We start from the raw sequence: 21,550 nt of genomic DNA, 5'->3' as shown, positions 1-21,550 counted from the left end.
GGCTTCTACTGGAACGACCCGGATGGCCACTTCCTCGAGATCCTCACCCGACCCTACGGCAGCGGCGGCTGAGCCGGGCGCCGCCGAAGCAGACGCGTCCTCCTGTGACGTGCTCGTTGTCGGCGCCGGGCCGTCCGGTATCACCTGCGACGACGCGTCAGCAAGCTCGATGCCGTCGTGCACAGCAAGGCGACGGCCGGCCAACTCAAGCCCATGGACCATGACCGACTATCTGGCCGGTGGCCTGAAGTGGCGGCTGTGGCATGGTCGGCCCGCACAGGACAGGCGTCTCCACGAGGCGATGCTACATGTCTTGGGAAGACCGTGGTGACACGCAGGGCCGAAGTCCCACTGATCCGCAAGCTTACCGTCGAACTGAGGGCGGCCTGCAAGGCGTGGCCCAGACGCTTGTTCTCCACGATGGCGGCCGTATCCACCTGTGGCAGCCGGTCATAGCGCTCATAGGCCAGGCTCAGGCCGTCCGCGCGCAGCTCGATGCGCCCGTCCGGGTATTCGTAGATGTCGATGTAACGGTGGATCAGCTTGCGGCTGGCCAGCGTGTCCTTCAGCAGGTAGATCACTCGCTCGTGCTGCAGGGTCAGCGACAACGACACCTTGCGCTGCAGGCGCCAGGTAAAGATCATGTCCAGGTCCTCGTCCGCACGCACTGGCCGATGGGCGTCGAAGTCGCGCAGCGCTGGCTTGGCGAAGCGGGCATTGAAGTCGGCGATGAAGTGCGGTGCGAACGCGTTGGCCGTCTTCAGCGTGCTGATGCCGTGCAGTCTCAGTTCCTTCACCAGCCGATCCTGTAGCGTCAGGTTGGCGCGTTCGACCCGCCCCTTGGCCTGACTGGTGTTGGCGCACATGATGTCGATGTTCAACTCGAAGAGGACGCGCCCAAACTGAGTGGTGCCACGGCCGAAGTCGGTCGAGTCGCGCACGGACCGAAAGATGCTCGCCTTGTCGCTGTAGAACGCGACGGGTTTGCCGTGGGCCTCCAGATAGCCACGGGTCGCCTCGAAGTAGGCAAAGCTCGATTCGGTGGGCACGAATCGCAGCTGCATCAACCGGCTGGTGGCGTCGTCGATAAATACCAGCAGCGTGCAGGCCGGCGCGCGCTCCTCGAACCAAGCGTGGTCGCTGCCATCAATCTGGATCAACTCGCCGAGGCAAGCGCGGCGGTTGCGCGGTTGGTGTACCTTGGCGGCCCGCTGCTTGCGCGGCGTCCACAGGCCAGCAGCGGTCATGAGCAGGCGAACCGTGTCTTTGCCTACGGCCAGCCCATGACACTCGAGAAGCTTCTCGCTCGCCAAGGTGGGGCCGAAGTCCGCGTAGCGCTCCCGGATCAATGTGATCGCGCGCTCTGCAGTTCCGGGCGCCAACTGGTGGTTGCTGGGGCGACCGCGCTTGCGCGACACCAGGCCGGAAGCACCTTCAGCCGCGTACCGTTGGACAAGCCGCTCAACCTGTCGTCGGCTGATTCCCAGCCGCTGCGCGGCCTGGCCAACTCGCAGCACCCGATCCACCACGGCTTGGATCGTCTTGAGCCGGTCTGCTTCGCGCATCGTCATCGTGATCGTCGCCGTTGATGTCGCCATGGCCGTACCCCAAGCCCAGAACCTGGGTCGGGCGACTTTGCGACATTACTAAATCGCTCCTACACTTTCGAGCAGCGCTAATGACAATTATGTCAAGGGCCTTCGGAGGTGCTCACGCCGCCGAGCGGGGAGGGCGGTCGGCAGATTCATATTCCGGTAGGCCCCGTTACTCCGTCCTCCGAAAATCCGCACGACAGGGCAGAAGAGGGCGCCACGGTCTTGCGGCCTCGCGACAAACTGTCAGGGCCTTGCAGGGTCGGCCTCGCCGACTCTCGCACATTTGGCACCCTCGCAGGAGTCCTGTCATGCCATTCCTCGCGCCCTCGTTCGCCCGTCTGCCACCCCTGGCCTATCTGCTCGCCGACCAGATGGAATCGCGCAAGAACATCACCCGCCATCTGGGCGTGAGCCTGCGCACGCTGCAGCGCTACCAGGCCAGCGGCAACGCACCCCGCGCGGTGTACCTGGCCCTCTGGTTCGAGAGCCACTGGGGCATGGCCGCCCTGCACACGCAGGCTTACAACGAAGCCCAACAGGCGCGCGCCTGGGTCGCCTCCCTCGAGCGTGAATGCGAACGGCTGCCCAGAGTCATCCGTGCGTACGAGAACGCTCAGGCCCAACCTGCGGCCAACGCGCCGGCCTATCGCCTGGTTTGAAGCACAAAGGGCGGAGGCACGGGACGTGGGGCCCTGGGTGCGTCGCACCCGTCGCGGGGCGCTTGGCTCCTCGAAAAACCGTCGAGGTTGAGATCCAGATTCGGCGCGGCGGGGCTGGCGCGTTCGCCGCGTTGTCCGAGGTCGTGCTGCACCATGGCGGCGATGCCGACGCGCTGGTCGTCCTTGCGTATGAGGTTCTTGCGAGGAGCTCCTTCGGGAATGCGAAGTCTTTGCCCAGCTTGGATGCCACGTAGCTGCGCATGGCAGCGATCAGGCCCCCCTGCCGACTCGGTCCGGCACTGCGCATGTCACGCGGACCACAGGGCGCGCCCAGCCGGCGCGCTTGACCGCGATCAAGGGATGAATGTCGAGGGCAACGCGCCATCGCACTGACGAGTTTCGTGATTTTTTTGTGCTCGACCTGCCCGGTGCGGCCGTTACACTAGGTTTCAATAAGAAACAAGACGAACGTGGATCTTCTTCAGCCGCGCGGCGACGCTCAGCGATCAACCCGTTCGCCGTCTGCACCCGCTGGGCCGGACCGGCTCTGCGCACCAAACACCTCCCCTGGAGCTTTCATGACAAACCCGCGATCTCCGCGGCGCTCGTTCCGCACACCATTGGCCGGCGCGACGCTCGCGCTTCTCCTTTTCTCGGGGTGCGCCGTCCAGACTCCGCCAGTGCCAGTGAAGGATTCGGCGATCGGCCCCGCCGCCCAGGCAAGCGCGCTGCGCGCACAGATTGCCGCGCCACCATCGGCCCCGATTCTCAAGCGCAAGATTGCGCTCGGCCGGATCACCAACGAGACCAACTACGGTCAGTCGCTTCTGCGGGACAGTTCCAACGACGTTCTGGGCAAGCAGACAACAGATCTTCTGAGCAAAGCCCTGACCCAGTCGGGCGCCTACTTGGTGTTCGAGCGGCCGGACATCGCGAAACTGCAGGCCGAGAGTGCGCTCATGGCCACTCAACTGAACCTGGTCGGCGTTGACACGCTAATCATCGGGTCACTGACCGAGTTCGGCCGCAAGACAGTAGGGCAGTCGGGCTTCGCATCCTCGAGCAAGAAGCAGGTGGCGTTCGCAAAGGTCGATCTTCGCTTCGTGGACGTACGGACAGGGCTGGTCTACTTTGCCACGTCGGGCGCGGGCGAAGCCTCCACTGAAACAGCCTCCACCTTTGGGTTCGGCTCGCAGGCCTCTTACGACGGCACCCTCAACGACGCAGCGATCCGCCAAGCCATCTCGGACGTGGTGCAACGTATGACATCCGAACTGGGGGCGCGGCCTTGGGAGACCTCCATCCTTGCGGTGGAGCAGGGGAAGTATTTCATCTCCGGCGGCAAGGCCCAGGGTGTGGCGCCCGGCATGACCTTCAGCGTCAGCACGCCAGGACGCCGAGTCAAGTCGCAGCAGACAGGCTTCGACATCACCCTGCCCGGAGCCGATCTCGGACGCCTGCGCGTGGAATCCAACTTCGGCGAAGGTGAAACCAACCAGGGCTCCATTGCCTCTCTCACCAGCGGCAGCCTCCAAGGCTACAAGCCCGAGGACCTTGTGGTCCGATATCTGGGAGCAGCGCAATGATGCGGTTCGGCGGACTTTTCTTCGCAGGCGTGCTCGCTGCGTTCCTCGCCGGCTGCGTGCAAATGCCGACGGAAAGCCAGGGAGCGGTGGACATGCGTCCCCGCATCGGCTTCATCGTGGCGCCCGGGATCGACGGATCAACTGCTCGTGTCGTGGTCGATGGCCTGGATCTCGGGCCGCTCTCCAACTACCGCGACAGCGCGGGCAGCCTTCCGCTGTTGCCGGGCACTCACCTGATTCAGGTGCAGGAGAGCGGCCGCGTCCTCTTTCAGGAGCGGGTCTACCTCGCCGATGGTGCCCGTCGAAACCTCCTTGTCAGTCAAACCTCCCCATGAAGAAAATCTCTCTGCTTTTGGCAATGACGGCCGCAGTGTTCCTCTCAGGTTGCGCGAACCGCAACCAGCTCTACAGTTGGGGCGGCTATGACGGGATGCTGTACCAGCAGTACAAGGACCCCACCAAGGCGGTGGAGATGCGAACCCAGCTCGAGGCGCACGTGACCCAGCTTGAGAAGAATAAGCAGAAAGTGCCGCCTGGCATCTATGCGGAAATCGGCACCTTGTACCTGCAGACCAACGATCGAAAGAAATCCATCGACTACTACCAGCGCGAGGCGGCGGCATGGCCTGAAAGTGCGGGAATGATGAAGGCCATGATTGCCACAGTCAGCCGACGGGATGCGGTGGCCGGCGCGGAAGTGAGTGGGAAATGAAGAAGATTTTCGGACTGCTCCTGCTTGCGCTGGCACTGACGGGGTGCGTTTCGCAACCTCAGCGTCAAAGCTTCGATGCCTTCACGGCTGCCGCGCCGCGCTCGATCCTGGTTGTTCCGATCACGAATAAATCGCTCGACGTCGACGCACCTAACTACATGCTGTCGACGCTCTCTATCCCGCTCGCCGAGCGAGGCTACTACGTCTTTCCGGTGAACACTGCCAAGGTGGTCCTCGAGCAGGAGGGCTTTTACGAGCCAGAACAGGTTCACCAAGCGCCTCCGGAGACGCTGGCCAAGATGTTCGGCGCGGATGCGGTGCTCTATGTGACCATCAACCGATGGGACGCACAGTACGTTGTCTTCTCCACCACCGTCACCGTGGATTTCGACTACCGGATGGTGGCCAAGGATGGGACGCAGATCTGGAAAGCAAACCAGCGCATGCAATACTCCCCGCAACAGAACAATGGCGGATCGCCACTCGCCAACCTGATCGCCGCCGCCATCACTGCCGCCGTGACACGCGCTGCTCCGAACTACCTGCCCTTGGCCCAGCAGGCGAACACGCAGGTGCTGCTCGTTGGCACCCAGGCGCTGCCTCTCGGCCCCTATCGCAGCGCCAAACCCTGAGCCGAGGAGGGAGGGCTTCAGAGGAAGCTTGCCGACCGAACCCGTCACCATGGACAGATCCGACCAACTCAAACAAGTCTTTGCGTCCTCCCGCCTCGCGGAGGTTCTCACGCTGCGCATCGTCGACTACAAGGGTCCACCGAAAGATTTCACGGCGCTGCGCTTCCAAAGCAATGTCTATCGTCTTCGAGCCATCGAGATTTGGGAAGGCGGCGGCAACCCGTGGTTTCGGATCTATCACGGCGACAAGATCTCTCCGGAACTCAAGGCCCTGATCGATGGCCTCGAAGGCTTCGTTCGCAAGACGTCGACGGCCAGTTACACGGACTACTTCGGCAACCCCGAGGCGATCGCGGCCGCGATTGGGAACATCCTTCTCGACGGTGGAGCAGGGCTAGTCGCGAAAACCACGCCCATCCTGACGAAGAACAGTGCCTACGAAGGCCTACTCCTGCCAGATGTCGACGTGAGCGACGTCGACGTCCTCGGTCGCACGTTCACCTGGAAGGAGCTGCTTGCGATCGACGAAGATTTGACCGAGGACAATGCGCTGAAGAGGACTCTCTCCCAACCAGGCGTGTACTTGCAGCGGTCGCCCGACGGCAAGGCGCGCTACGTGGGCTCAGCATCCAGCGACAGTGGGATCCTGGGGCGCTGGCTGAAGCATCTGACGTCCAACGGCCACGCCAAGCATCTGAACCTGTATGTGCTGGAGAATGGCTACGCCAAAGTGCTCTTCACCGTGCTTGAATTCACCAGCGACACGCTCCCGGCCGAATCACGCTGGAAGGAGACGCTTGGGACTCGCAACGCCGGCGCCTACGATGCTCTGAGGTTGAACAGCAATTGATCCGCAGCCGGGCTGTCTGCTCACGCAGATCACACAAGATGAAGTGCTCTGGAATGCAGGCCGACGCATTCCCGTTTCATGAGGTCGCCAAAGAGCGCAGGCAACAGAGGACCAAAGCAAGAGGTGAACAAGATGCTGAAGAGCGACACATCGGAAGGGCGCACGGTGGCGCTGTACTGGGACTTCGAGAACATCCACGCTGGCCTGTGTGAAGAGAAGCAGCCGGGCTCGTATGCGCGGACAGAATTTCGCTTCAAGCCCCAGGAGCCCTTGGTCAACGTGCAGGCGGTGGTCGACTTCGCTGCCTCCTTCGGCCCCATTGCTATCAATCGAGCCTACTGCAACTGGCAGTGGTATGGCCGGTATCGCGATGCGTTGCTGCAGAACGCGGTCGAATTAATCCAGCTCTTCCCGCCCGGGGGCGCGGCCAAGAACGGTGCCGATATCAAGCTGTGTCTGGACGCGACCGAGGACGTCGGCCGATTCGATCACATCGGCATCGTGATCGTGGTGGGCGGCGACAGCGACTTCATGCCTGTGTCGCAAAAGATCAAGGCCGCCGGCAGAACTTTGATTGGTGTCGGAACGCGGAAGTCGACCAACCGTCACTGGGCCAAGAGCTGCCACGAGTTCCGCTACTACGACAACCTGGTCGAGGTCAGGGAAGAGGCGATTGCAGTCGCGACATCCGAGCCCGAATTGCCAGCGGGCACGCCAGCGGACGTGATGTCGTCTGCCGGCGCAGAATCGTCGAACGGGGTAGTGGACGGCTCCACCACCGCGGCAACCGAAGGAGTCGCGCGAGACTTGCCCGTGGACCTGGTTCGCCGAGCACTTCGGCTGCTTTCGGAAAAGAAAGCCGACGTGTGGGTCAACAAGGCCGAAATTTGGCCCATGGTGAAGAGGCTGGATCCCACGTTCGAGCTGACCGAACATGGGCACTCGAGCGTTTCCGGGATGTTGAAGGTCCTGGCGGCGGACCTCATCGAAATCCGGAAGGGCGAGAACGACCAGCAGGTTCGCCTGCGCTGATGCGCTGAAGCGTTGCCGCGCAGTGATCAATGCGGAGGCACCGCCATCATCGACCAACTGGCAGGTCTGGAGTGCAAGCGACGAACAGGACTCCCTAGCCAGGCACGCTCCCTCTCGACGACTTTTGCAGCGAAGCTCGGCTACTAGCTGAACTGCCTCTGGTCCACCTCGTGCGTTGTGCATCCTTCAAGGTCCAGACGGGCCTGCATCGCAACAGTCGAACACCGAGCGAGTGTCTCTCAGTCGATTAGGTCTTGCAGGCTCGATTGAGCGCTTGAGTTCGACGTGCCCGCCAATGAAGTAGATCCCACAACTTTGAACGCGCCATTGGGCACAGGCTTGAACGGATCAGAACTGATGTCAATCTCGTAGTATCGAAGTTGGGAACCAAACTTCCCCAACGCGACACCCGTCACGGCCGCAGCTCCAGCAGCCCGCAGGAACGCGGCGGCGACACCGAATGAAACTCCATACGTGGTGCAGTCGTCGATGACGACGACGTGCTTGTTCTTGAGGCGACTGCTCTCGGCATAGTACGGGTTGAGGTGGATCGTTCGAATCTGTTCTGAAGGGTCCGTCCGATCCCCGGCACCGCCGGCTGACCGCTTCGATGAGATCGTGTGCCGGATGAATAGCGGCTCGTCCTTCTTCGCAAAGCGGACGCGTGAGACGGTTGTGCGCAGGCGATGCGTGAAGTCGCTCAACACCTCGGTGTCGTTATTGCTACTACTAGAGGACGGGTATACGCCCCATACCAAGTCGTTCTTGGTCGCGAATCCTTCCATGAGAAGAGACCGGGCCGTTACGGCAAGTAATGCATTCAGCTTCGCCCCGCCGCTTTTCACAGTTGAGGTGATGCCCATGGCAAACGCTTGCTGGGTTCCCGTGAGTCCGTACTTTTTTGTAGACAGGTCTGACAACGCGCGCACGTTGTATCGGGCGGCGTCACCGGAGAACCACCATGTGCCAGACCACCCTGCCGTAAGTTCGATAACCTGGCTCAGATCAGTGAATGAGGAAACACGTACACCAAGGGCAGCGACCGCTGGGTCTGCAGACCAATCGGCAGCGACGAGGAGTGCACCACCATTCTTTCCCATTTGGATGTCGGTAGCATTGCTCGCCAATACAAGCACGTCGAAAGGATTGAGCGAGAACTTTTCAGCGTTGCGCGAGACTATCCCCCCCCCTTGACGACCATACTCGTGAATGTATTGCACACCGCTTCCAGCGAAGGATGCGTCAAACCATGCCGGCTGCTTGTGATTTGAGACGAGGGCTGTGGGGTTGCCATCTGCCTTGGCCTTCTTTAGGACCGTTACTAGGCTCGGGTCTGGTTTGCCTTGTCGCAGTACGGCATCGGGCGAGGTCAGGACTATCAACACGCTTCTTCTCCTTTATTTTTAGATCTCGGCCGGACGCCGACATTCACGATAACTGATGACTCGGCACCGGAAGCGCCGTTTCGACTAAGTCTCTGAACGAGACGATCAGGTCGCCTAGGTGAACTTCGATTCCCTCATTCGTCTCAGGCTCGCCCTCCGCGATTCCGTGGATATGAACCCTAATCGATCGCGGTAACGTGCGAACCAGGTAGTCCAGCACCTCAACGAGGGGCGCGTCACACGGGTACCCGCCAGATCCCCCCGAAAGTGGAAGCGCGGTTTGGCCAGTCGCTGCACCGTGTTTCACAAGCACCGACTTTAGACGCTGGTGTTGCGTCCCATGATCAAGGATCAGAAATTGATCAGCAACGCGTTTCATGTGCGAGAGCACGTCTTCAATGTAGAACTGAGAGCGCGTCGCTCTGGACTCGTCGACTACGCGCTTTATCGAATAAGTTCTTCTAAGTTCATCAAGCTCTCCTTGCAAGTGGTCCAACCTAGACAAGGTGGCGACAACGTCAATGTCGAAGTTTGATATAGGCGTGGGCGCAGCTTCGGACGTCGTCCCGCCCCACAACCTGACGGTCTTGAGTATGGCGATGTCTTCAGGGCCCACCTCCAAGCGATATGCGGCAGGAGGAACGGGCTCTGCCGCTTCCGCTTCTCGCGCGAACGTCGGGCTTTGCGCCTTCGACTCGAGAGGTGGTGTTGGGAACGACGAGCGCGCATGAACTGCACTACCCGCTGGCTTGTCCCCTTCATCGACGGGCGACGACTCGGGCGTCTGAGATGCCGTGGTGGGCTCTACCTCGGGCGATGCCTCAAGGTGCCCCGTCTCGACGAGCTTCAGGTAGTCCGCGCTTCCGCGAACAACCCTTATCAAATCTAGAGAGGTCAACGGACACCGAAGCAGTGCGGCTCGTTGGGAATCTGTTCCGTCTGCGATGACAAGGTTTGCCTGAACTCTTGGCTCGCCATTTTCTCGGTCTTTGTCAGTAGGGTATGGGATCGCAAGCCATCTTTGATAGTCGAGGGCGGCGCGCGATGCATGCAGGCTCCCGCCTTTGAGATCAGACTGGACCATCACCACACCTTGGGCCATCCCTGCTTGGGTTTTGTCCCGGCGAACGAACTGGGGGCCCGCTGCGCTTCGGCCGAATGGGAATTCGCTCACTAAAGCCCCGCCGGCGTCGAGGATGTCCCTGGCAAGCTGTTTGTGCTGCGAAGGCGCGATCATATGAAGCCCGTGTGCCAACACGGCCGACGTATGACCACGAGCATCTAGAGCGGCTTGGTGAGCGACTGCATCGCACCCAAGCGCGAGACCACTCACCACGCTCCAACGCTGGTCGGAGAAGAAGCTCGAGATGCGTTGAGCTATTCGAACTCCATGTTGAGTGGGCTCCCGTGTCCCTATGACTGCAACCGACTTTAGCGGCTCCGACGCAAGTATGCCCTTTACAAAAAGAAGAAAGGGGTCGTCCTTGGTTTGAGCGAGCAACTGAGGATACTCGTCATCGACGGCCGAAAGGATTCGTGCTCCGTGCTGCCTTGCCTCAGCTAGCTGGTCGTCAGCCCAACGACGTGCGTTATCCCAGACCGCATCAAGTGACTTACCTTCAACTGCACGCCCAAGTTGAGGCACATCTAGGCACATCTCTTGAATTGAACGCTCCCAAAAGCTTGGGAGAGCGGCGATCCTTTTCAGCGTCGCCGGTCCGACACCCTGCAGAGCGGACAGTGCGAGTAGCACGTGGGTTCGGGAAGAGATGAGATTCATAGACGTCGAGGATGCTTGGGCCACTGCGCGCCAACACACATCGCTCAGCGCATGCCTCTTCCATAGAGCGCGGCAGCCGAGCTCTGCTCGATTCCTGGATTCAGGCTAAAGTTGCCTGTCTAAGGGGAGAGGAGAACACACTTTCGATGACTCTTAGCTGCTGAAGGCGAATAAACATGGCCTGCTCACTCACGCCAAATTCCTTCGCGAGACTCGCAATCTCGGTCTCATCAGAGAGGTCATGCGAAATAGCTGCCGCCTTTAGCATCGGTTCAGGCATCAGCAGGGCTGCCGAAAATAGGTTCGCTTCCCGCTCTTCTTCAGGCGTTGTTTCCGACCCCGCCTGGTTGTAGATCGCAGATGTGGCTTGGCCCACTCGCTGGAATACCCGAATTTGGTTGGTGTCCACGATCATCCTGTCGCTCGTTGCATGCAACACGAGGTGCCCAAGTTCGTGACCAATGGTGAAGCGCTGACGGTTCCCGGCATGTCTCTTGTTGACGAGAACGTGCTTCTCGTTGCCCTTCACGATTAAGACGCCGGAGATGTCGTCCTCCAGTTGCTCAATGTGAATTCGGGCGCCAAGAAGCTTTGCGATGGAGTTCACATCGACCGGGGCTTTACTGATGTCTGCCTCACGAATCAACTGTAGCGCCTGAGCCTCGATGGACTTAGGAGTGTGAGACATCATTCTTCCTCTCGGGGTTTGTCAATGTTTTTTCCAGCGCCTGCCTTAGAAGGGGGTGGCCGCTGGTGGTCAATGCTTCAGCAATGCTGTGTACGTCCAAGGAGCTGCCGGTCGAAGTAGCGGCGAGCTCTGAACTTGGCGGCAGCATGTCGGCCGGGCTTACGCGAAGCGCTTCGCATATTCGATAGAGGACGTGCAGCGGGACTTTCTGCATACCCTTTTCGATGTTGGTGATGGAGGTCCGCTCAAGTCCGACAAGTTCAGCCAAACGGGCTTGTGTCATTCGCGCGCCAGCATCCGACGCTTGCGTTCGTAGCGCTCGAACGCGCTCACCCAACTTCAAATAGAGACGTCCTTCGTCGATCACTGGTACCCCGCCGTTGGTCGAATCTACTTCCGTCCGCGGTAGATGTCAACAAGGCTGACATAGCTTTACGTAACGTAGGCGCCATTGACACGCGCCGGTCGGTGCCCCCTATAATGTCAACAGCATCCACAGAAACTTTTGTTGGTTTTGTTGACATCAAGAACGGAGGGCGAATGAAGGTCCAGAAATAAAACAAGGGGTCAAACCTGTGCAGGCTGACCCCCTGAGTGAACTTGCGCGAACGCTCGTCCGGTTGGAAGCCTCGAGTTTCGCGTAGGTGAGCCAAGGCGTCAACCTGCATGGGAGAAGACCAAATCTGCGTGCGGCTTTTTGCACGTTCCATTGGTTCTCTTTTGCGAAAGGAGTGGCGAAATGCCCCTCATCGAAAACTCGGGCGAAGACGCCCACAAAGCCGACGGCGCGCATGCTCACCGTCATCCTCAAGTCGCCGTCGCTGGCGTCGACCTCGTCCTGCGGTCCATTCACTTGGACGATCCGACGCCCACGGGGGCTCAGATCGCGCAGGCGGCTGGATTCAGCCAGCAGCCTGAGACCACCGTTTTGCAGTGGTTCGACCACGGCACGGAGGACATCAGCCCGACCGAAGTTGCGAAGCTGGGCGATGGACTGAACAGGTTCATCGTTGCCGAAACCGACGATCTGCGTCGCATGACCATCGAAGGCAATCGCTTCGATTGGCCTACACGCACTATTTCGGGGCAGCTCGTGCGCAAGCTCGCCAGCATCCCACCGAGCAAGCAGCTCTACCTGGAGCGCGAAGACAAGCCCGATGAACTGCTGGCAGACGATACCGTCGTGGATCTTTCTCGCTCCGGTGTGGAACGTTTCGTCGCACGAGCACCCAAGTGGCAACTCAACGTCCAGGGCGAACTTCTGACTTTCAATACCCCGACCGTGGTGGTGCGCGACGCGCTGGTCCAGGCTGGCTTCAACCCCGACCAAGGCTGGCATATCTTCCTGAAGGTGCAAGGCGCGCCGAAGGAGGAGGTGCAGCTGGATTCGGTCATCGACCTGACGCGCCAGGGCATCGAAAAGCTGCGTCTCACTCCCAAGGACGTCAACAACGGCGAAGGCGTCGTGCACCTGCAACGGCAGTTCAAGCTGCTGGCGTCGGATGAGCGCTACCTCGACGCCAATCATCCGAACTGGGAAGCGATTACCGAAGGCGGCCAGCAATGGCTCATCTTGGACGACTACCCCTTGCCTGCGGGCTTTTCTCAGCGCAGCGTGACGGTCGCGCTCGAGATTCCGCCGACCTACCCGATGGCGCAAATCGACATGTTCTATTTGCACCCCGAGGTCACCTTGCATGGCGGGGGCCAGGTTCCCGCCACCGAGGCGCGCGTGAATATCCGCGGCAAGTCGTTTCAGCGCTGGTCGCGTCACCGCGGTAACGGGTCGATGTGGGTGCCCGGGACGGACAACGTGATCACGCACCTCGCGCTCGTCGAGTCGGCCCTCGCCAAGGAGGTCCAGCAATGATGCCGGCCTCGAGTCTGACCCTTACGGCAGAGGTTCACGCGAAGTTGCGTGACCACCTCTTCCCTGGTGATGGTCTCGAGGCTGCAGCAATCCTGATGTGCGCCCGCGTGCCGGGCGCTCGGCAGCGATTGCTGGCTGGAGATGCTCTACTGGTGCCGCATGCAGACTGCGTGCGGCACGTCGATCAGCTGCGATGGCCAGGCGCGGCAATCGAGCAGGCGATTGACGTCGCCGAAGTCGACGACCTCAGCCTGCTTCTGGTTCACTCTCATCCCGGCGGCTACTTTGCTTTCTCCGACTTGGACGACCAAAGCGACCGCATGACGATGCCGGGACTTTTCCAGGCCCTTGGGCGTCTGCACGGCTCTGCAATCATGGTGCCCGACGGTGCCATGTTGGCGCGCACGTACGGCACGGACATGCGTGCACAAAGCCTCGACTTCGTCTCCGTGGCCGGCCATGACTTCGAGAGATGGTGGTGCGACGGGAGTTTCAGCCCGCGCCCGATGGCATTCACTTCCGAAACTCGCGACGAGCTCAAGCGCCTCACAGCGTGCGTGGTCGGCGCTTCGGGAACCGGCTCCATCGTCGTCGAGCAGCTCGCCCGCCTGGGTTTCGGCCGCATCATCATCATCGACTTCGACCGTGTCGAGCTTCGCAATCTGAATCGCATCTTGAATTCGTCGCTCCGCGACGCGGAGCTGGGTGAATTGAAGGTCGAAGTTCTGAGTCGAGCAATCCACAACTTCCGAGGGCCGGGCGTCGCGATACCCATGCCGAGCTCGATCCTGAACCGACGTGCAGTGGTGCAAGCCAGCCAAGCAGATTTTCTGTTCAGCTGTGTCGACTCGCAGGAAGGCAGACAAATCGCCGACTTGATCGCATCCTCCTTCTTGCTCCCTCTCTTCGACGTTGGAGTGACGATCCCGACGCGCCAGGCCAAGGGCAGGTTGGCCATTGGCGACGTCTTCGCGCGCATCGACTACGTGAGGCCTGGCGGCCCTACGTTGTCGGACCGAAGCGTCTACACCCAGGGCGGACTCCGGGCTGAATACTTGCGTCGCGTGGACCCTGCGGGTCATGCACAAGAAGTGGCAGCAGGCTATATCCCGGGCGCACACGAGGAGGCGCCGTCCGTCATCACGCTGAACATGCGGGCGGCATCCGACCTCGTGTCGGACTTCTTGGCGCGGCTCTATCCATTCCGCCACGATGCCAACGAGCGGTTTGCTCGACGCACAATCAGTTTGGCTGCGGGAGAGGAGGAAGTCTTCTCGGAGGACGAATTTCCGCATGGGCCCAATCATTGGCTTGGCCGGGGCGCGTCCGAGCCGCTGCTCGGCCTGCCGGCGCTAGCGCCGGGCGAGGCCGAGAAGGAAGGCTGAGACCCATGTTGTTGAGCTTTTTGACCGGCATCCAGAAGGCCTGGGAGCGCTGGCGTCCTGCAAGGAAGCTCGTGAGGATCGAAGGCGACAGCCTTCCGAGAGTCATGCCACGCCGTGACCTTGTCCTCGCGCGAGACGGCGAAGAGGAATGGTGCGTCGGCATGCGGTGTCCATGTGAATGCGGGCGCACCATTGAACTGCTGGTCATCCCGGAAGCGAATCCAAGATGGAGTGTCACGACAGATGCGAAGGGCCGGCCGTCCCTGAGACCGTCTGTTTGGGTCAAAGACGGGTGCAAGTCTCACTTCTGGGTGCGCGAAGGGCGCATTCAATGGTGCCCGAAAACGTAGCAATTTCGCCATCGAGGCAAGGCCTGTTCGGCAGGCCTTGACCTCGGCGCAACCAGAATCAGCTCATATGCTTCCCACAGATACGCCGGCGGCGCTCGCGACTGCGGTCGCCCTGGTTGGCGCCTCAGTCTTTCTCATCGCGGTACTTGGGTTGAGGCTTGCACGTCGGCTTCCCTCGGACGTGCGAATCGTCTGCTACTTCTTCTCGCTGACGGTAGTTCTCACGGCGCTGGTAGCGATGTGGGCAAATGCAGCGGGCGCCATTGATAGTGACGGCACCTTCCATGGACGAATCGGCTCAGTACTGAACCGCCTCCTCCGAACACTTCTGGACTTGGATGCATCGCTCAAGCTCCTTGGCGGGCTCGTTACCGTTGTAGTCCTGCCTCAGGTGGCGAGCTATGTACTCGGCGGACTTTTCGGATGCGGGACGTCCCCAATCCTCGTTGGCCGTGCGCTGCAGTTTTTCGTATGGAGCCTCGCAAAGTCTTTGGTCGTTGCCTCTGGCATGTTGATGGCACTCGCAGGTTTAGGCGCCACTGCAGGGTGGAAGGGCTGGAGCGTTACTGGCGCCGCAAGTATGGTGTCAACCGGTATGGCGCTGAGTGCCATGACATTTGTCGTCCTGTACCTCTACAGGTTTGAATTCAGCGATGCGTCCTGGGGCAGGAGCCCGTCTCATGGTCATGGTCGCGCGCGGGTGCGGCTCGTCTCAGCTCACGCCTGGCTGACACGCAACGTAAGTGGGCGCTCGGAAAAGGACCGCGAGGCTTCTGCGCCGCCCGACGAGAAATAGCCCTTCTGAACGCGATGATGAAGAATGCCCAACTCGGTGAAGCGGCGCTGGACGAGGCAGTGCATTCCGCCGCTGACCTAAGCATCCCGACGCAGGCGCGCGAAGAGGACCTCGATCTGATCTCGATGGATGCGTCCGACGTGAACAACTGTGGGCGTCCGCAGATCCAGTTCCTGGTCGCACGGCTCAGCCCGCAGGCCGCCGCACGCTGCGGCCATCGTCAAGATGTGTTCGCCGCGTGTTTACTAATCCCCACGGCGGAGGGGGCGAAGCGCCCTTGTTGCGCGAGCGCTATGCGCGCTCCTGTCGCGTCAGGAAAGCCTACTTTCCGGGAAGCTGAACCAAGGCATATCTGTCGGCGCAACGAAGTACCGACAAGCGCCACTTTCCTGCGCACAGTTGATGCGTCGCCCGTTGTACAGCGTAAGCGGTCTACCAAGTTAGTGTAGTGCGCTCGAAATAATGGAACTTATTCTATGCGGCACACTCCGACCTCGACGGAGGTCGTCATGCGAATTGCCCCAAGGATCGAACTGGATGCTGCTGTTCAACGAGAGTTGACGGCATTGGCGCGGCGAGGCCGCGTCGAGGCTCGTGTGCAGCAACGCGCCAAGATCGTGTTGCTGGCCGCTCAGGGCTGGCAGAACAAGGACATCGCCGCCGAGGTCGATCTGGATCGGCGCCAGGTGGCCTTGTGGCGCCAGCGCTTCCTGGATGGCGGTGTGGAGGCCCTGATGCACGATGCGCCGCGCCCCGGGCGCACCCCCAGCGTGACCACCGCCGATTTTGAATCGAACATCGTGGACAAGACGCTGCATGACAGGCCCATTGCTGCCACGCACTGGAGCACGCGCACGCTGGCCGCGCAGCTCGGGGTGGGGCCGACGACGATTCGCCGCGTGTGGAAGCGCAATGGCCTGAAGCCGCACCGCCAGAGCAGCTTCAAGCTCTCGCGCGACCCGCGCTTCGAGGACAAGCTGCTGGATGTCGTGGGGCTGTACTTGAACCCGCCCGAGCGTGCCCTGGTGCTCAGCTGCGACGAGAAAAGTCAGATCCAAGCGCTCAACCGCACCCAGCCGGGCTTGCCGATGAAGAAAGGCCGCGCCGGCACCGTCACGCATGACTACAAGCGCCACGGCACGACCACGCTGTTCGCCGCCTTGAACACCCTGGACGGCACGGTGATCTCGATGTGCCAGCAGCAACACCGCCACTCGGAGTGGTTGCAGTTCCTGCGCCTGATCCAGCGCAAGACGCCCAAACACCTGCAACTGCACCTGATCGTGGACAACTATGGCACGCACACCCATCCCGACGTGCAGACGTGGTTGGCCAAGCACCCGCGGTTCGTCATGCACTTCACGCCGACGAGCGCGTCGTGGCTGAACATGGTCGAGCGCTTCTTCCGCGACATCTCGGAGAACCGCATCCGACGCGACAGCTTCACCAGCGTGCCCGAACTGGAATTGGCGATCGATCTGTACGTGGCCCACCACAACGCCAACCCAAAGCCGTTCATCTGGACCAAGAGAGCCTCCGACATCCTTGCCAAGGTCACGCGAGCCAAGGCCGCGCTGGCACGGAACACAAGATAAGTACATATCTGAGTGGCGCACTACATTAGCTCGCACAAACGACTGCAAGCTGAAGCGATCGAGGGGTGACAGACCCTAACCGATTGCGAAGGGGAAGTACGGCTTCGACCGGGGCTTTTCAATCTTCGGGTGCTGACGGTTACCCGACAAGCGCAACACAGCGGGTTCGGCCAGGTTATGCACGTCGAAGACGCTAAGACACTTGTAATTGTCTCCTGTGCCACGACTTGCCCGAGCCCAATTTCTCGCACCATCGACAAGACTGCGTGAGTAGTAGCCGCCGTCACTTCCTTCCCCGGCCCCTTCGCCGACGGCGCACGAGTACATTGTCACGAGTCCACCCGAACACTTGGTCACTTCGGCGTCGAACGCCGCTCGGGCAACACTTGGGGCGAGTCCCGCGGACTCTGCTTTCTCCAGAAGGGCTTCAACAGCGATGTTGGTCCTCCTGGTCACAATGCGGCAGCAGTCCACTACGAGGGTGTGCTTAGGAGCGCCGACCTTCAGCTTGTCGGCGCTGATGACAACACCCTCCTTCAACTGCACTCGAGTGCTCCCGTCGTGGTGATCTCCATGACCTGCGAATACGACGAAGGAATAGTCCGCCGACTTCAATAAGGACAAGTGGACGTCGACCTGAAGGGCCCCCGGATTCCTTAGTATCGTGAGTTCGGAGGCGTTCCAAGCACCACCTGCAGGGCTTCTGAGAAAGGCCTGGAAGTTTCCCAGGTCGGCCTCCACCCCGATGAGGTCTTCGTCGAGCCCGCCGATGAGCAGTGCGGCACGTTTCAAGATTTGGCTCCCATTGGCTTGGCGGCTGGCCCATCCAGCCGTGAAATGATTGAAGTCACCAGTCGTTCGCCGCAGCCCCCTATCACGGCGCCCAGCACTAGGACGTAAGGCATCTTCCCTCCGCCGGTTAGATTGGCAAAGATGATGTCGGAACGAATTGCTAGTGCGACCACCAATCCAGAGATCCCTCCCGCAATCACACGAGTGCAGCCCTCGAGCTTGTACATACGTTTGCCTGACGAGGCATCCGACAACGTCACCTTGCCCGCCCTGGCGATCACAGAGAACAGCGCGCCGATGGCGCCAGCACAGAGGCATATGAGCAGCCAGAAGGCGCCTTGGCCAAAGAGCGACCGCAGGGGCTCGCGATACGCCCAAAGAATAGGGGCCGCGATCACGAAGGGACTGGCCGTGACGAATGCTCCCATGAGGTACCAGTCGCGCGCAACTTCCTCGGTGCGAGCAAGATAGTACTGTTTGGCAATAGCCAGCGTGCGCTTCGCTGACGCGTACTCGAATGCCAACATCGAACGAATGGCCTCTCCCAACAATCGTCGGTAGTGTTCCGAACGTTCAATGCCGAGAGCACCGCAGGGCAATGTTTCCAGATAAGCCAATTCGTCCAAGACAGTGGTCTTTTGTTTGGAGTCGAATTTATCGTGCTGGGTCAGATTATCATCGTACGACGTCGTCGTTTCCCAGTCGATTCGACCCCGCTCGTCGAGTCGCACGATGTAATCAGCACAGGCGTAAACAAGGACGCCGCCCGTGTGATGAGTCCAAATGTCGAGGTAGTCACCCCTCCGAGCGGTCGACGCATTTGCGTGTGCGACTGGTTCTTCTAAAACTTCCATGTCCGTTCTCTCGACTCTTCGCCGAGACTTGTCGGCACAGGCCAAAAGTGTACATTCAACGCAGATCTGCGGGTTGGTGCTCGCATTGGATTCTCCCTGTCATTGCAAATTTCTTGGCGCCGCAGCCGAGCAGGTCGCTCCGCCATCACGCAGGCGTGGACACAGGTCGAAGCCCAGCAGCTTGGCGATGGCCATCGCCGGATTCGTGTACCCATGAGTATCTACCGCCACCAGCGATAGCTGCATGAGCGTGGGCGCCGACGCGTAAAAACCAGTACTTGGCCCCGCGTGCCCCTCCTGCTTGTGAAGCTTCTCCTCCGCTGGGCCGGCGAACTCGGTCACCGCCTCGACCAAGGTCGACCAGCTTCGTGATCTGCTGGCCGAAGTTGCGCGTGCACGTGATCACGAAAGTTGCGGCGGCTGCCGGCGCGACCGCATTCACCGCCTTCCTTTTCAGCTAAGGTCCGCTGGCATTTCGACACACTCCGGGTTTTTCCTCGTCTCCTCCATGGCCTATCGTGAACATTTCTCCAAGCTGGATCTTGCAGTGCCTGCTGCGCAAGCCCTGCTGGGCGGCGCCCGCAACCTTCCGATCCACAACGTTGCAAGAGGGGCCCGGTCTCCAGCAGCTGCCTACAACGTCTCGGTGGAAAACGTCGTCCGACGCCTCCTCAAGGTCGCTCAGTTGGTCGACGAAGGGCAGAAGGACGGAGTCTTCGCGCATGACGCGCCGGAGGCCAAGGGCTCAGACCTGCTGGACGCGACGGATCACATGCTCGATGCATTAGTCGAGCACATCGAAGACTGCGGCGGCATCATTCAGAGTTTTTTCCCCCGGACGAAGTGAAGCGCTCGGGTCAGGCCGTCGCGCGATTCAAGAAATCCATCCTTGAGTACCGAAGTCACGTCGCCAACATCGTCAACTACATCAAGCATTCGCAAGGACGGCTCCGGCTCGTCGTCATGACAACGGATGCGATATCGACGCTCGGCTACTATGTGGAAGGCGTTACGCGCAGCGGCGGCATCGGCCCGGTCGGCACTGTCCACCCGAATGAGAACTCGGCCTTCTCGTACAACCGGGACTTGCCTTTTCATGCATGCCATATCTTCGTTGTCGGCCTGAGGCTGGCTGAGGCGCTCACCGACATTGATCCAGGGCTGCACGCTGGCAACGGCAGCGAGATCCGCAATACCAAGCTCGGCGCGCTGCTCCCGCTTGTCTCCGCGCTGCCGAAGACTTACTTTCCTGATGAACTGCTTAAGGATCAGCCCTATCTCGATGTGAGCGTCCAGGACGTAGTGCTGGAATTTCCGTCCCAGCGCGTCCGCCCCGCCACGCACGGCCGCATGACCGTAAAAGCATTGTTCATGAGCGATGGCGCCACGAAGGAGTTTTCCGTTCCATATCTCGGGCTAGCCGAACTGAACAAGACGTTCGCCTTGCTGCAACAACGTCGTCCATTCGCGCGATTGCTCGTCTAAGGTTTTGGAGGCTGACCGAGGCAGCGCGCGGCTCGACCGCAGGCGCGAGCGTTTCAGCAAGGACCCGATCTCGTCGAATCATCAGCATTCAAGGAGCGGGCTCATGTTCAGATCGCGGTCCTGAACTTGGAATGCGTTTGGGTTGGTTCCTCGCTCACAAGCCAAAAGCCAAGACGGCGCCCGCAACATGGAGCGTGAGAGCTCGGTGGGCTCGTTGACCCGCGGAAGAAGGTGCAATCATTCTTGCCCGCGAGGCCCTATTCGTCCTTGGTCGACCGCGGCCCTGCATCCATCATCCGCGCCACCGCGCTCACCTGCGCGGCACCTGCCCGGAAATACCCCCCGACAGTCTCCACGCTCCGATGCCCCGTCATGGCCATCGTCTCCTGCAGCGGCATGTTCTGTCGCCCGGCCTCCGTGACGAACCCCGATCGCAGCGAGTGCGCCGAGAAGTCATCCCCCACGCCGGCCAGCGCACACCGTGCCTTCACGAGGTCCCGAACGGCCGTCCCCGAGAGCCCGTCCGTGCCCAGCTTTCCGTTCTTGAGGATCCGACGGAAGAGGGGCCCCGAGCCAATGCCGCTCGCCTTGAGCCTTGAGCCAGGATTCCAGCGCTTCGGCGGCCGACCCGACCACGGGTTTGACATCTTCGGGCCGCACCTTCCCGTTGTGGTTGGTCTTGGAACTCGCCAGCGTGTACATAAAGTTCCCCCCATCGACCCGTCGCAGGTTCTCGAAGACTGCTTCTGAAACCTCCGAGCGCCGCCGCCCGCCCGAGGCCCAGGCAAAAAGGAGAAGGGCGCGGTCGCGCTTTCCCTTGAGCGAGTCGTCGCAGGTTTCCAGAACCGCTTCCAGCGGCTCCCTGGTCAGCGCACGCTGCTTGTGGGGCAGGGCGTTGCGCTTGGCGTAGGCTTTTCTCGTCTTGCTCAGCAGCGCCTTGACCGCGGCGTCCACGCACGGATTGGGCAGCTTGGAAAGGTGGTGCGCCATCGAGAGCACCGAGATCCGGTGCATCAAGGTGTTCAGGGCCGGCGCGCCGAGCTTGCCCTTGAAGCCGGCCTCGACCAGGGCTTCATCGATCGCGGGCGGCAGCTGGTGAACGAGGCCCGCTTTTGGGCCCGCCTTCGTCGAGCGCTCGGTGTGGTAGTGCCAGCCGATTAGCACGTTACCGTCGTTCGAAGTTTGCATGTATTTGGAAGTGACGAGCCCCAGTCAGACGTCAATTGGACTTTGGTCGCTCACTGCGGCACGACGCTGTTCCCGGGCCTATAGAGCCGGCCGCGCAAATTTGAACACGCTGCAAAGTGGATAGGCTGCTCCGATGGGCGAGGATAGAGCCCGGCATGACAGGAGCAGAAGATGAGCAAGAGACCCCGCCGCAACCACTCAGCGGCCTTCAAGGCCAAGGTGGCGATTGAGGCCTTGGCCGATGGCAAGACGATTGCCGAGATCGCACAGAAGCACGACGTACACCCCAACCAGGACGACGTACACCCCAACCAGG

Annotated in this window: 22 protein-coding genes and 2 pseudogenes; 15 read left to right on the top strand and 9 right to left on the bottom strand. The window is 60.8% G+C overall.

Features of this window, described 5'->3' with window-relative positions; all coding sequences use genetic code 11:
• Positions 1-140 precede the first annotated feature (140 nt).
• Entirely contained in the window at positions 141-1,598 is a 1,458-nt protein-coding gene (locus AC1DYD_RS39235) for an ISNCY family transposase (RefSeq protein WP_478178126.1), read from the bottom strand.
• 305 nt (positions 1,599-1,903) lie between these two features.
• Here AC1DYD_RS39235 and AC1DYD_RS39230 point away from each other — a divergent pair, with 305 nt between their 5' ends.
• From AC1DYD_RS39230 to AC1DYD_RS39200, 7 genes are all read left to right on the top strand, one after another.
• Entirely contained in the window at positions 1,904-2,254 is a 351-nt protein-coding gene (locus AC1DYD_RS39230) for a hypothetical protein (RefSeq protein ID WP_478178125.1), read from the top strand.
• 578 nt (positions 2,255-2,832) lie between these two features.
• On the top strand, positions 2,833-3,840 hold the full coding sequence (locus AC1DYD_RS39225) for a CsgG/HfaB family protein (protein WP_478178124.1): 1,008 nt from the start codon (positions 2,833-2,835) through the stop codon (positions 3,838-3,840).
• On the top strand, positions 3,837-4,175 hold the full coding sequence (locus AC1DYD_RS39220) for a hypothetical protein (RefSeq protein WP_478178123.1): 339 nt from the start codon (positions 3,837-3,839) through the stop codon (positions 4,173-4,175). Before AC1DYD_RS39225 ends, AC1DYD_RS39220 begins: the two co-directional genes overlap by 4 nt.
• On the top strand, positions 4,172-4,552 hold the full coding sequence (locus AC1DYD_RS39215; protein WP_478178122.1) for a DUF4810 domain-containing protein: 381 nt from the start codon (positions 4,172-4,174) through the stop codon (positions 4,550-4,552). The genes AC1DYD_RS39220 and AC1DYD_RS39215 overlap by 4 nt, the downstream gene beginning before the upstream one ends.
• Complete coding sequence (locus AC1DYD_RS39210; protein WP_478178121.1) at positions 4,549-5,184, top strand: GNA1162 family protein; 636 nt, start codon at positions 4,549-4,551, stop codon at positions 5,182-5,184. The genes AC1DYD_RS39215 and AC1DYD_RS39210 overlap by 4 nt, the downstream gene beginning before the upstream one ends.
• A gap of 49 nt (positions 5,185-5,233) precedes the next feature.
• Positions 5,234-6,034 carry a GIY-YIG nuclease family protein gene (locus tag AC1DYD_RS39205; RefSeq protein ID WP_478178120.1) on the top strand — a complete coding sequence of 267 codons (801 nt, stop codon included), beginning with the start codon at positions 5,234-5,236 and terminating at the stop codon, positions 6,032-6,034.
• Positions 6,035-6,166: 132 nt separating this feature from the next.
• Entirely contained in the window at positions 6,167-7,066 is a 900-nt protein-coding gene (locus AC1DYD_RS39200; RefSeq protein ID WP_478178119.1) for an NYN domain-containing protein, read from the top strand.
• Positions 7,067-7,305: 239 nt separating this feature from the next.
• Here the strand turns inward: AC1DYD_RS39200 and AC1DYD_RS39195 are convergent, their stop codons facing one another.
• From AC1DYD_RS39195 to AC1DYD_RS39180, 4 genes are all read right to left on the bottom strand, one after another.
• Entirely contained in the window at positions 7,306-8,451 is a 1,146-nt protein-coding gene (locus AC1DYD_RS39195; RefSeq protein ID WP_478178118.1) for an HAD family hydrolase, read from the bottom strand.
• 43 nt (positions 8,452-8,494) lie between these two features.
• Positions 8,495-10,231 (bottom strand): DNA-processing protein DprA, encoded by a 1,737-nt coding sequence (locus AC1DYD_RS39190; RefSeq protein ID WP_478178117.1) that lies wholly within the window; start codon positions 10,229-10,231, stop codon positions 8,495-8,497.
• Between the two features lie 100 nt (positions 10,232-10,331).
• On the bottom strand, positions 10,332-10,922 hold the full coding sequence (locus AC1DYD_RS39185) for an ImmA/IrrE family metallo-endopeptidase (RefSeq protein ID WP_478178116.1): 591 nt from the start codon (positions 10,920-10,922) through the stop codon (positions 10,332-10,334).
• Entirely contained in the window at positions 10,903-11,286 is a 384-nt protein-coding gene (locus AC1DYD_RS39180; protein ID WP_478178115.1) for a helix-turn-helix domain-containing protein, read from the bottom strand. The genes AC1DYD_RS39185 and AC1DYD_RS39180 overlap by 20 nt, the downstream gene beginning before the upstream one ends.
• A gap of 372 nt (positions 11,287-11,658) precedes the next feature.
• On the opposite strand from AC1DYD_RS39180, the gene AC1DYD_RS39175 reads away from it, so the two are divergent.
• From AC1DYD_RS39175 to AC1DYD_RS39155, 5 genes are all read left to right on the top strand, one after another.
• A complete protein-coding gene (locus AC1DYD_RS39175) occupies positions 11,659-12,789 on the top strand; it encodes a multiubiquitin domain-containing protein (RefSeq protein ID WP_478178114.1) in 1,131 nt (376 codons plus the stop codon).
• Positions 12,786-14,174: a ThiF family adenylyltransferase gene (locus AC1DYD_RS39170; RefSeq protein ID WP_478178113.1), complete on the top strand. Its 1,389-nt coding sequence runs from the start codon at positions 12,786-12,788 to the stop codon at positions 14,172-14,174. Before AC1DYD_RS39175 ends, AC1DYD_RS39170 begins: the two co-directional genes overlap by 4 nt.
• A gap of 5 nt (positions 14,175-14,179) precedes the next feature.
• Positions 14,180-14,524: a ubiquitination-like system serine protease family protein gene (locus AC1DYD_RS39165; RefSeq protein WP_478178112.1), complete on the top strand. Its 345-nt coding sequence runs from the start codon at positions 14,180-14,182 to the stop codon at positions 14,522-14,524.
• A gap of 67 nt (positions 14,525-14,591) precedes the next feature.
• Positions 14,592-15,320, top strand: coding sequence for a hypothetical protein (locus tag AC1DYD_RS39160; protein ID WP_478178111.1), 729 nt, complete (start codon positions 14,592-14,594; stop codon positions 15,318-15,320).
• A 509-nt stretch (positions 15,321-15,829) separates the two neighbouring features.
• The gene (locus tag AC1DYD_RS39155; RefSeq protein ID WP_478178110.1) at positions 15,830-16,915 is read left to right on the top strand and encodes an IS630 family transposase; all 1,086 of its coding nucleotides are present in this window, start codon (positions 15,830-15,832) and stop codon (positions 16,913-16,915) included.
• Positions 16,916-16,990: 75 nt separating this feature from the next.
• Here the strand turns inward: AC1DYD_RS39155 and AC1DYD_RS39150 are convergent, their stop codons facing one another.
• From AC1DYD_RS39150 to AC1DYD_RS39140, 3 genes and pseudogenes are all read right to left on the bottom strand, one after another.
• Complete coding sequence (locus tag AC1DYD_RS39150) at positions 16,991-17,707, bottom strand: caspase family protein (protein WP_478178109.1); 717 nt, start codon at positions 17,705-17,707, stop codon at positions 16,991-16,993.
• A complete protein-coding gene (locus tag AC1DYD_RS39145; RefSeq protein WP_478178108.1) occupies positions 17,704-18,561 on the bottom strand; it encodes a hypothetical protein in 858 nt (285 codons plus the stop codon). Before AC1DYD_RS39145 ends, AC1DYD_RS39150 begins: the two co-directional genes overlap by 4 nt.
• Before the next feature lie 144 nt (positions 18,562-18,705).
• Positions 18,706-18,804: pseudogene (locus AC1DYD_RS39140) on the bottom strand (Tn3 family transposase); the annotation flags it as partial.
• A 265-nt stretch (positions 18,805-19,069) separates the two neighbouring features.
• On the opposite strand from AC1DYD_RS39140, the gene AC1DYD_RS39135 reads away from it, so the two are divergent.
• A complete protein-coding gene (locus AC1DYD_RS39135; RefSeq protein WP_478178107.1) occupies positions 19,070-19,408 on the top strand; it encodes a hypothetical protein in 339 nt (112 codons plus the stop codon).
• On the top strand, positions 19,405-20,046 hold the full coding sequence (locus AC1DYD_RS39130) for a hypothetical protein (RefSeq protein ID WP_478178106.1): 642 nt from the start codon (positions 19,405-19,407) through the stop codon (positions 20,044-20,046). The genes AC1DYD_RS39135 and AC1DYD_RS39130 overlap by 4 nt, the downstream gene beginning before the upstream one ends.
• A 257-nt stretch (positions 20,047-20,303) precedes the next feature.
• On the opposite strand, the pseudogene AC1DYD_RS39125 reads toward AC1DYD_RS39130, so the two are convergent.
• Positions 20,304-21,189, bottom strand: a pseudogene (locus AC1DYD_RS39125) (site-specific integrase); the annotation flags it as partial.
• A 216-nt stretch (positions 21,190-21,405) separates the two neighbouring features.
• On the opposite strand from AC1DYD_RS39125, the gene AC1DYD_RS39120 reads away from it, so the two are divergent.
• Positions 21,406-21,550 (top strand): transposase (locus AC1DYD_RS39120; protein ID WP_478178127.1); only part of this gene is annotated, 145 nt, incomplete at its 3' end.

Source organism: Variovorax sp. P4_B11 (assembly GCF_056402355.1).
Note: the sequence above shows the minus strand (reverse complement) of the source record. Positions and strands in the feature narration are given on the sequence as shown.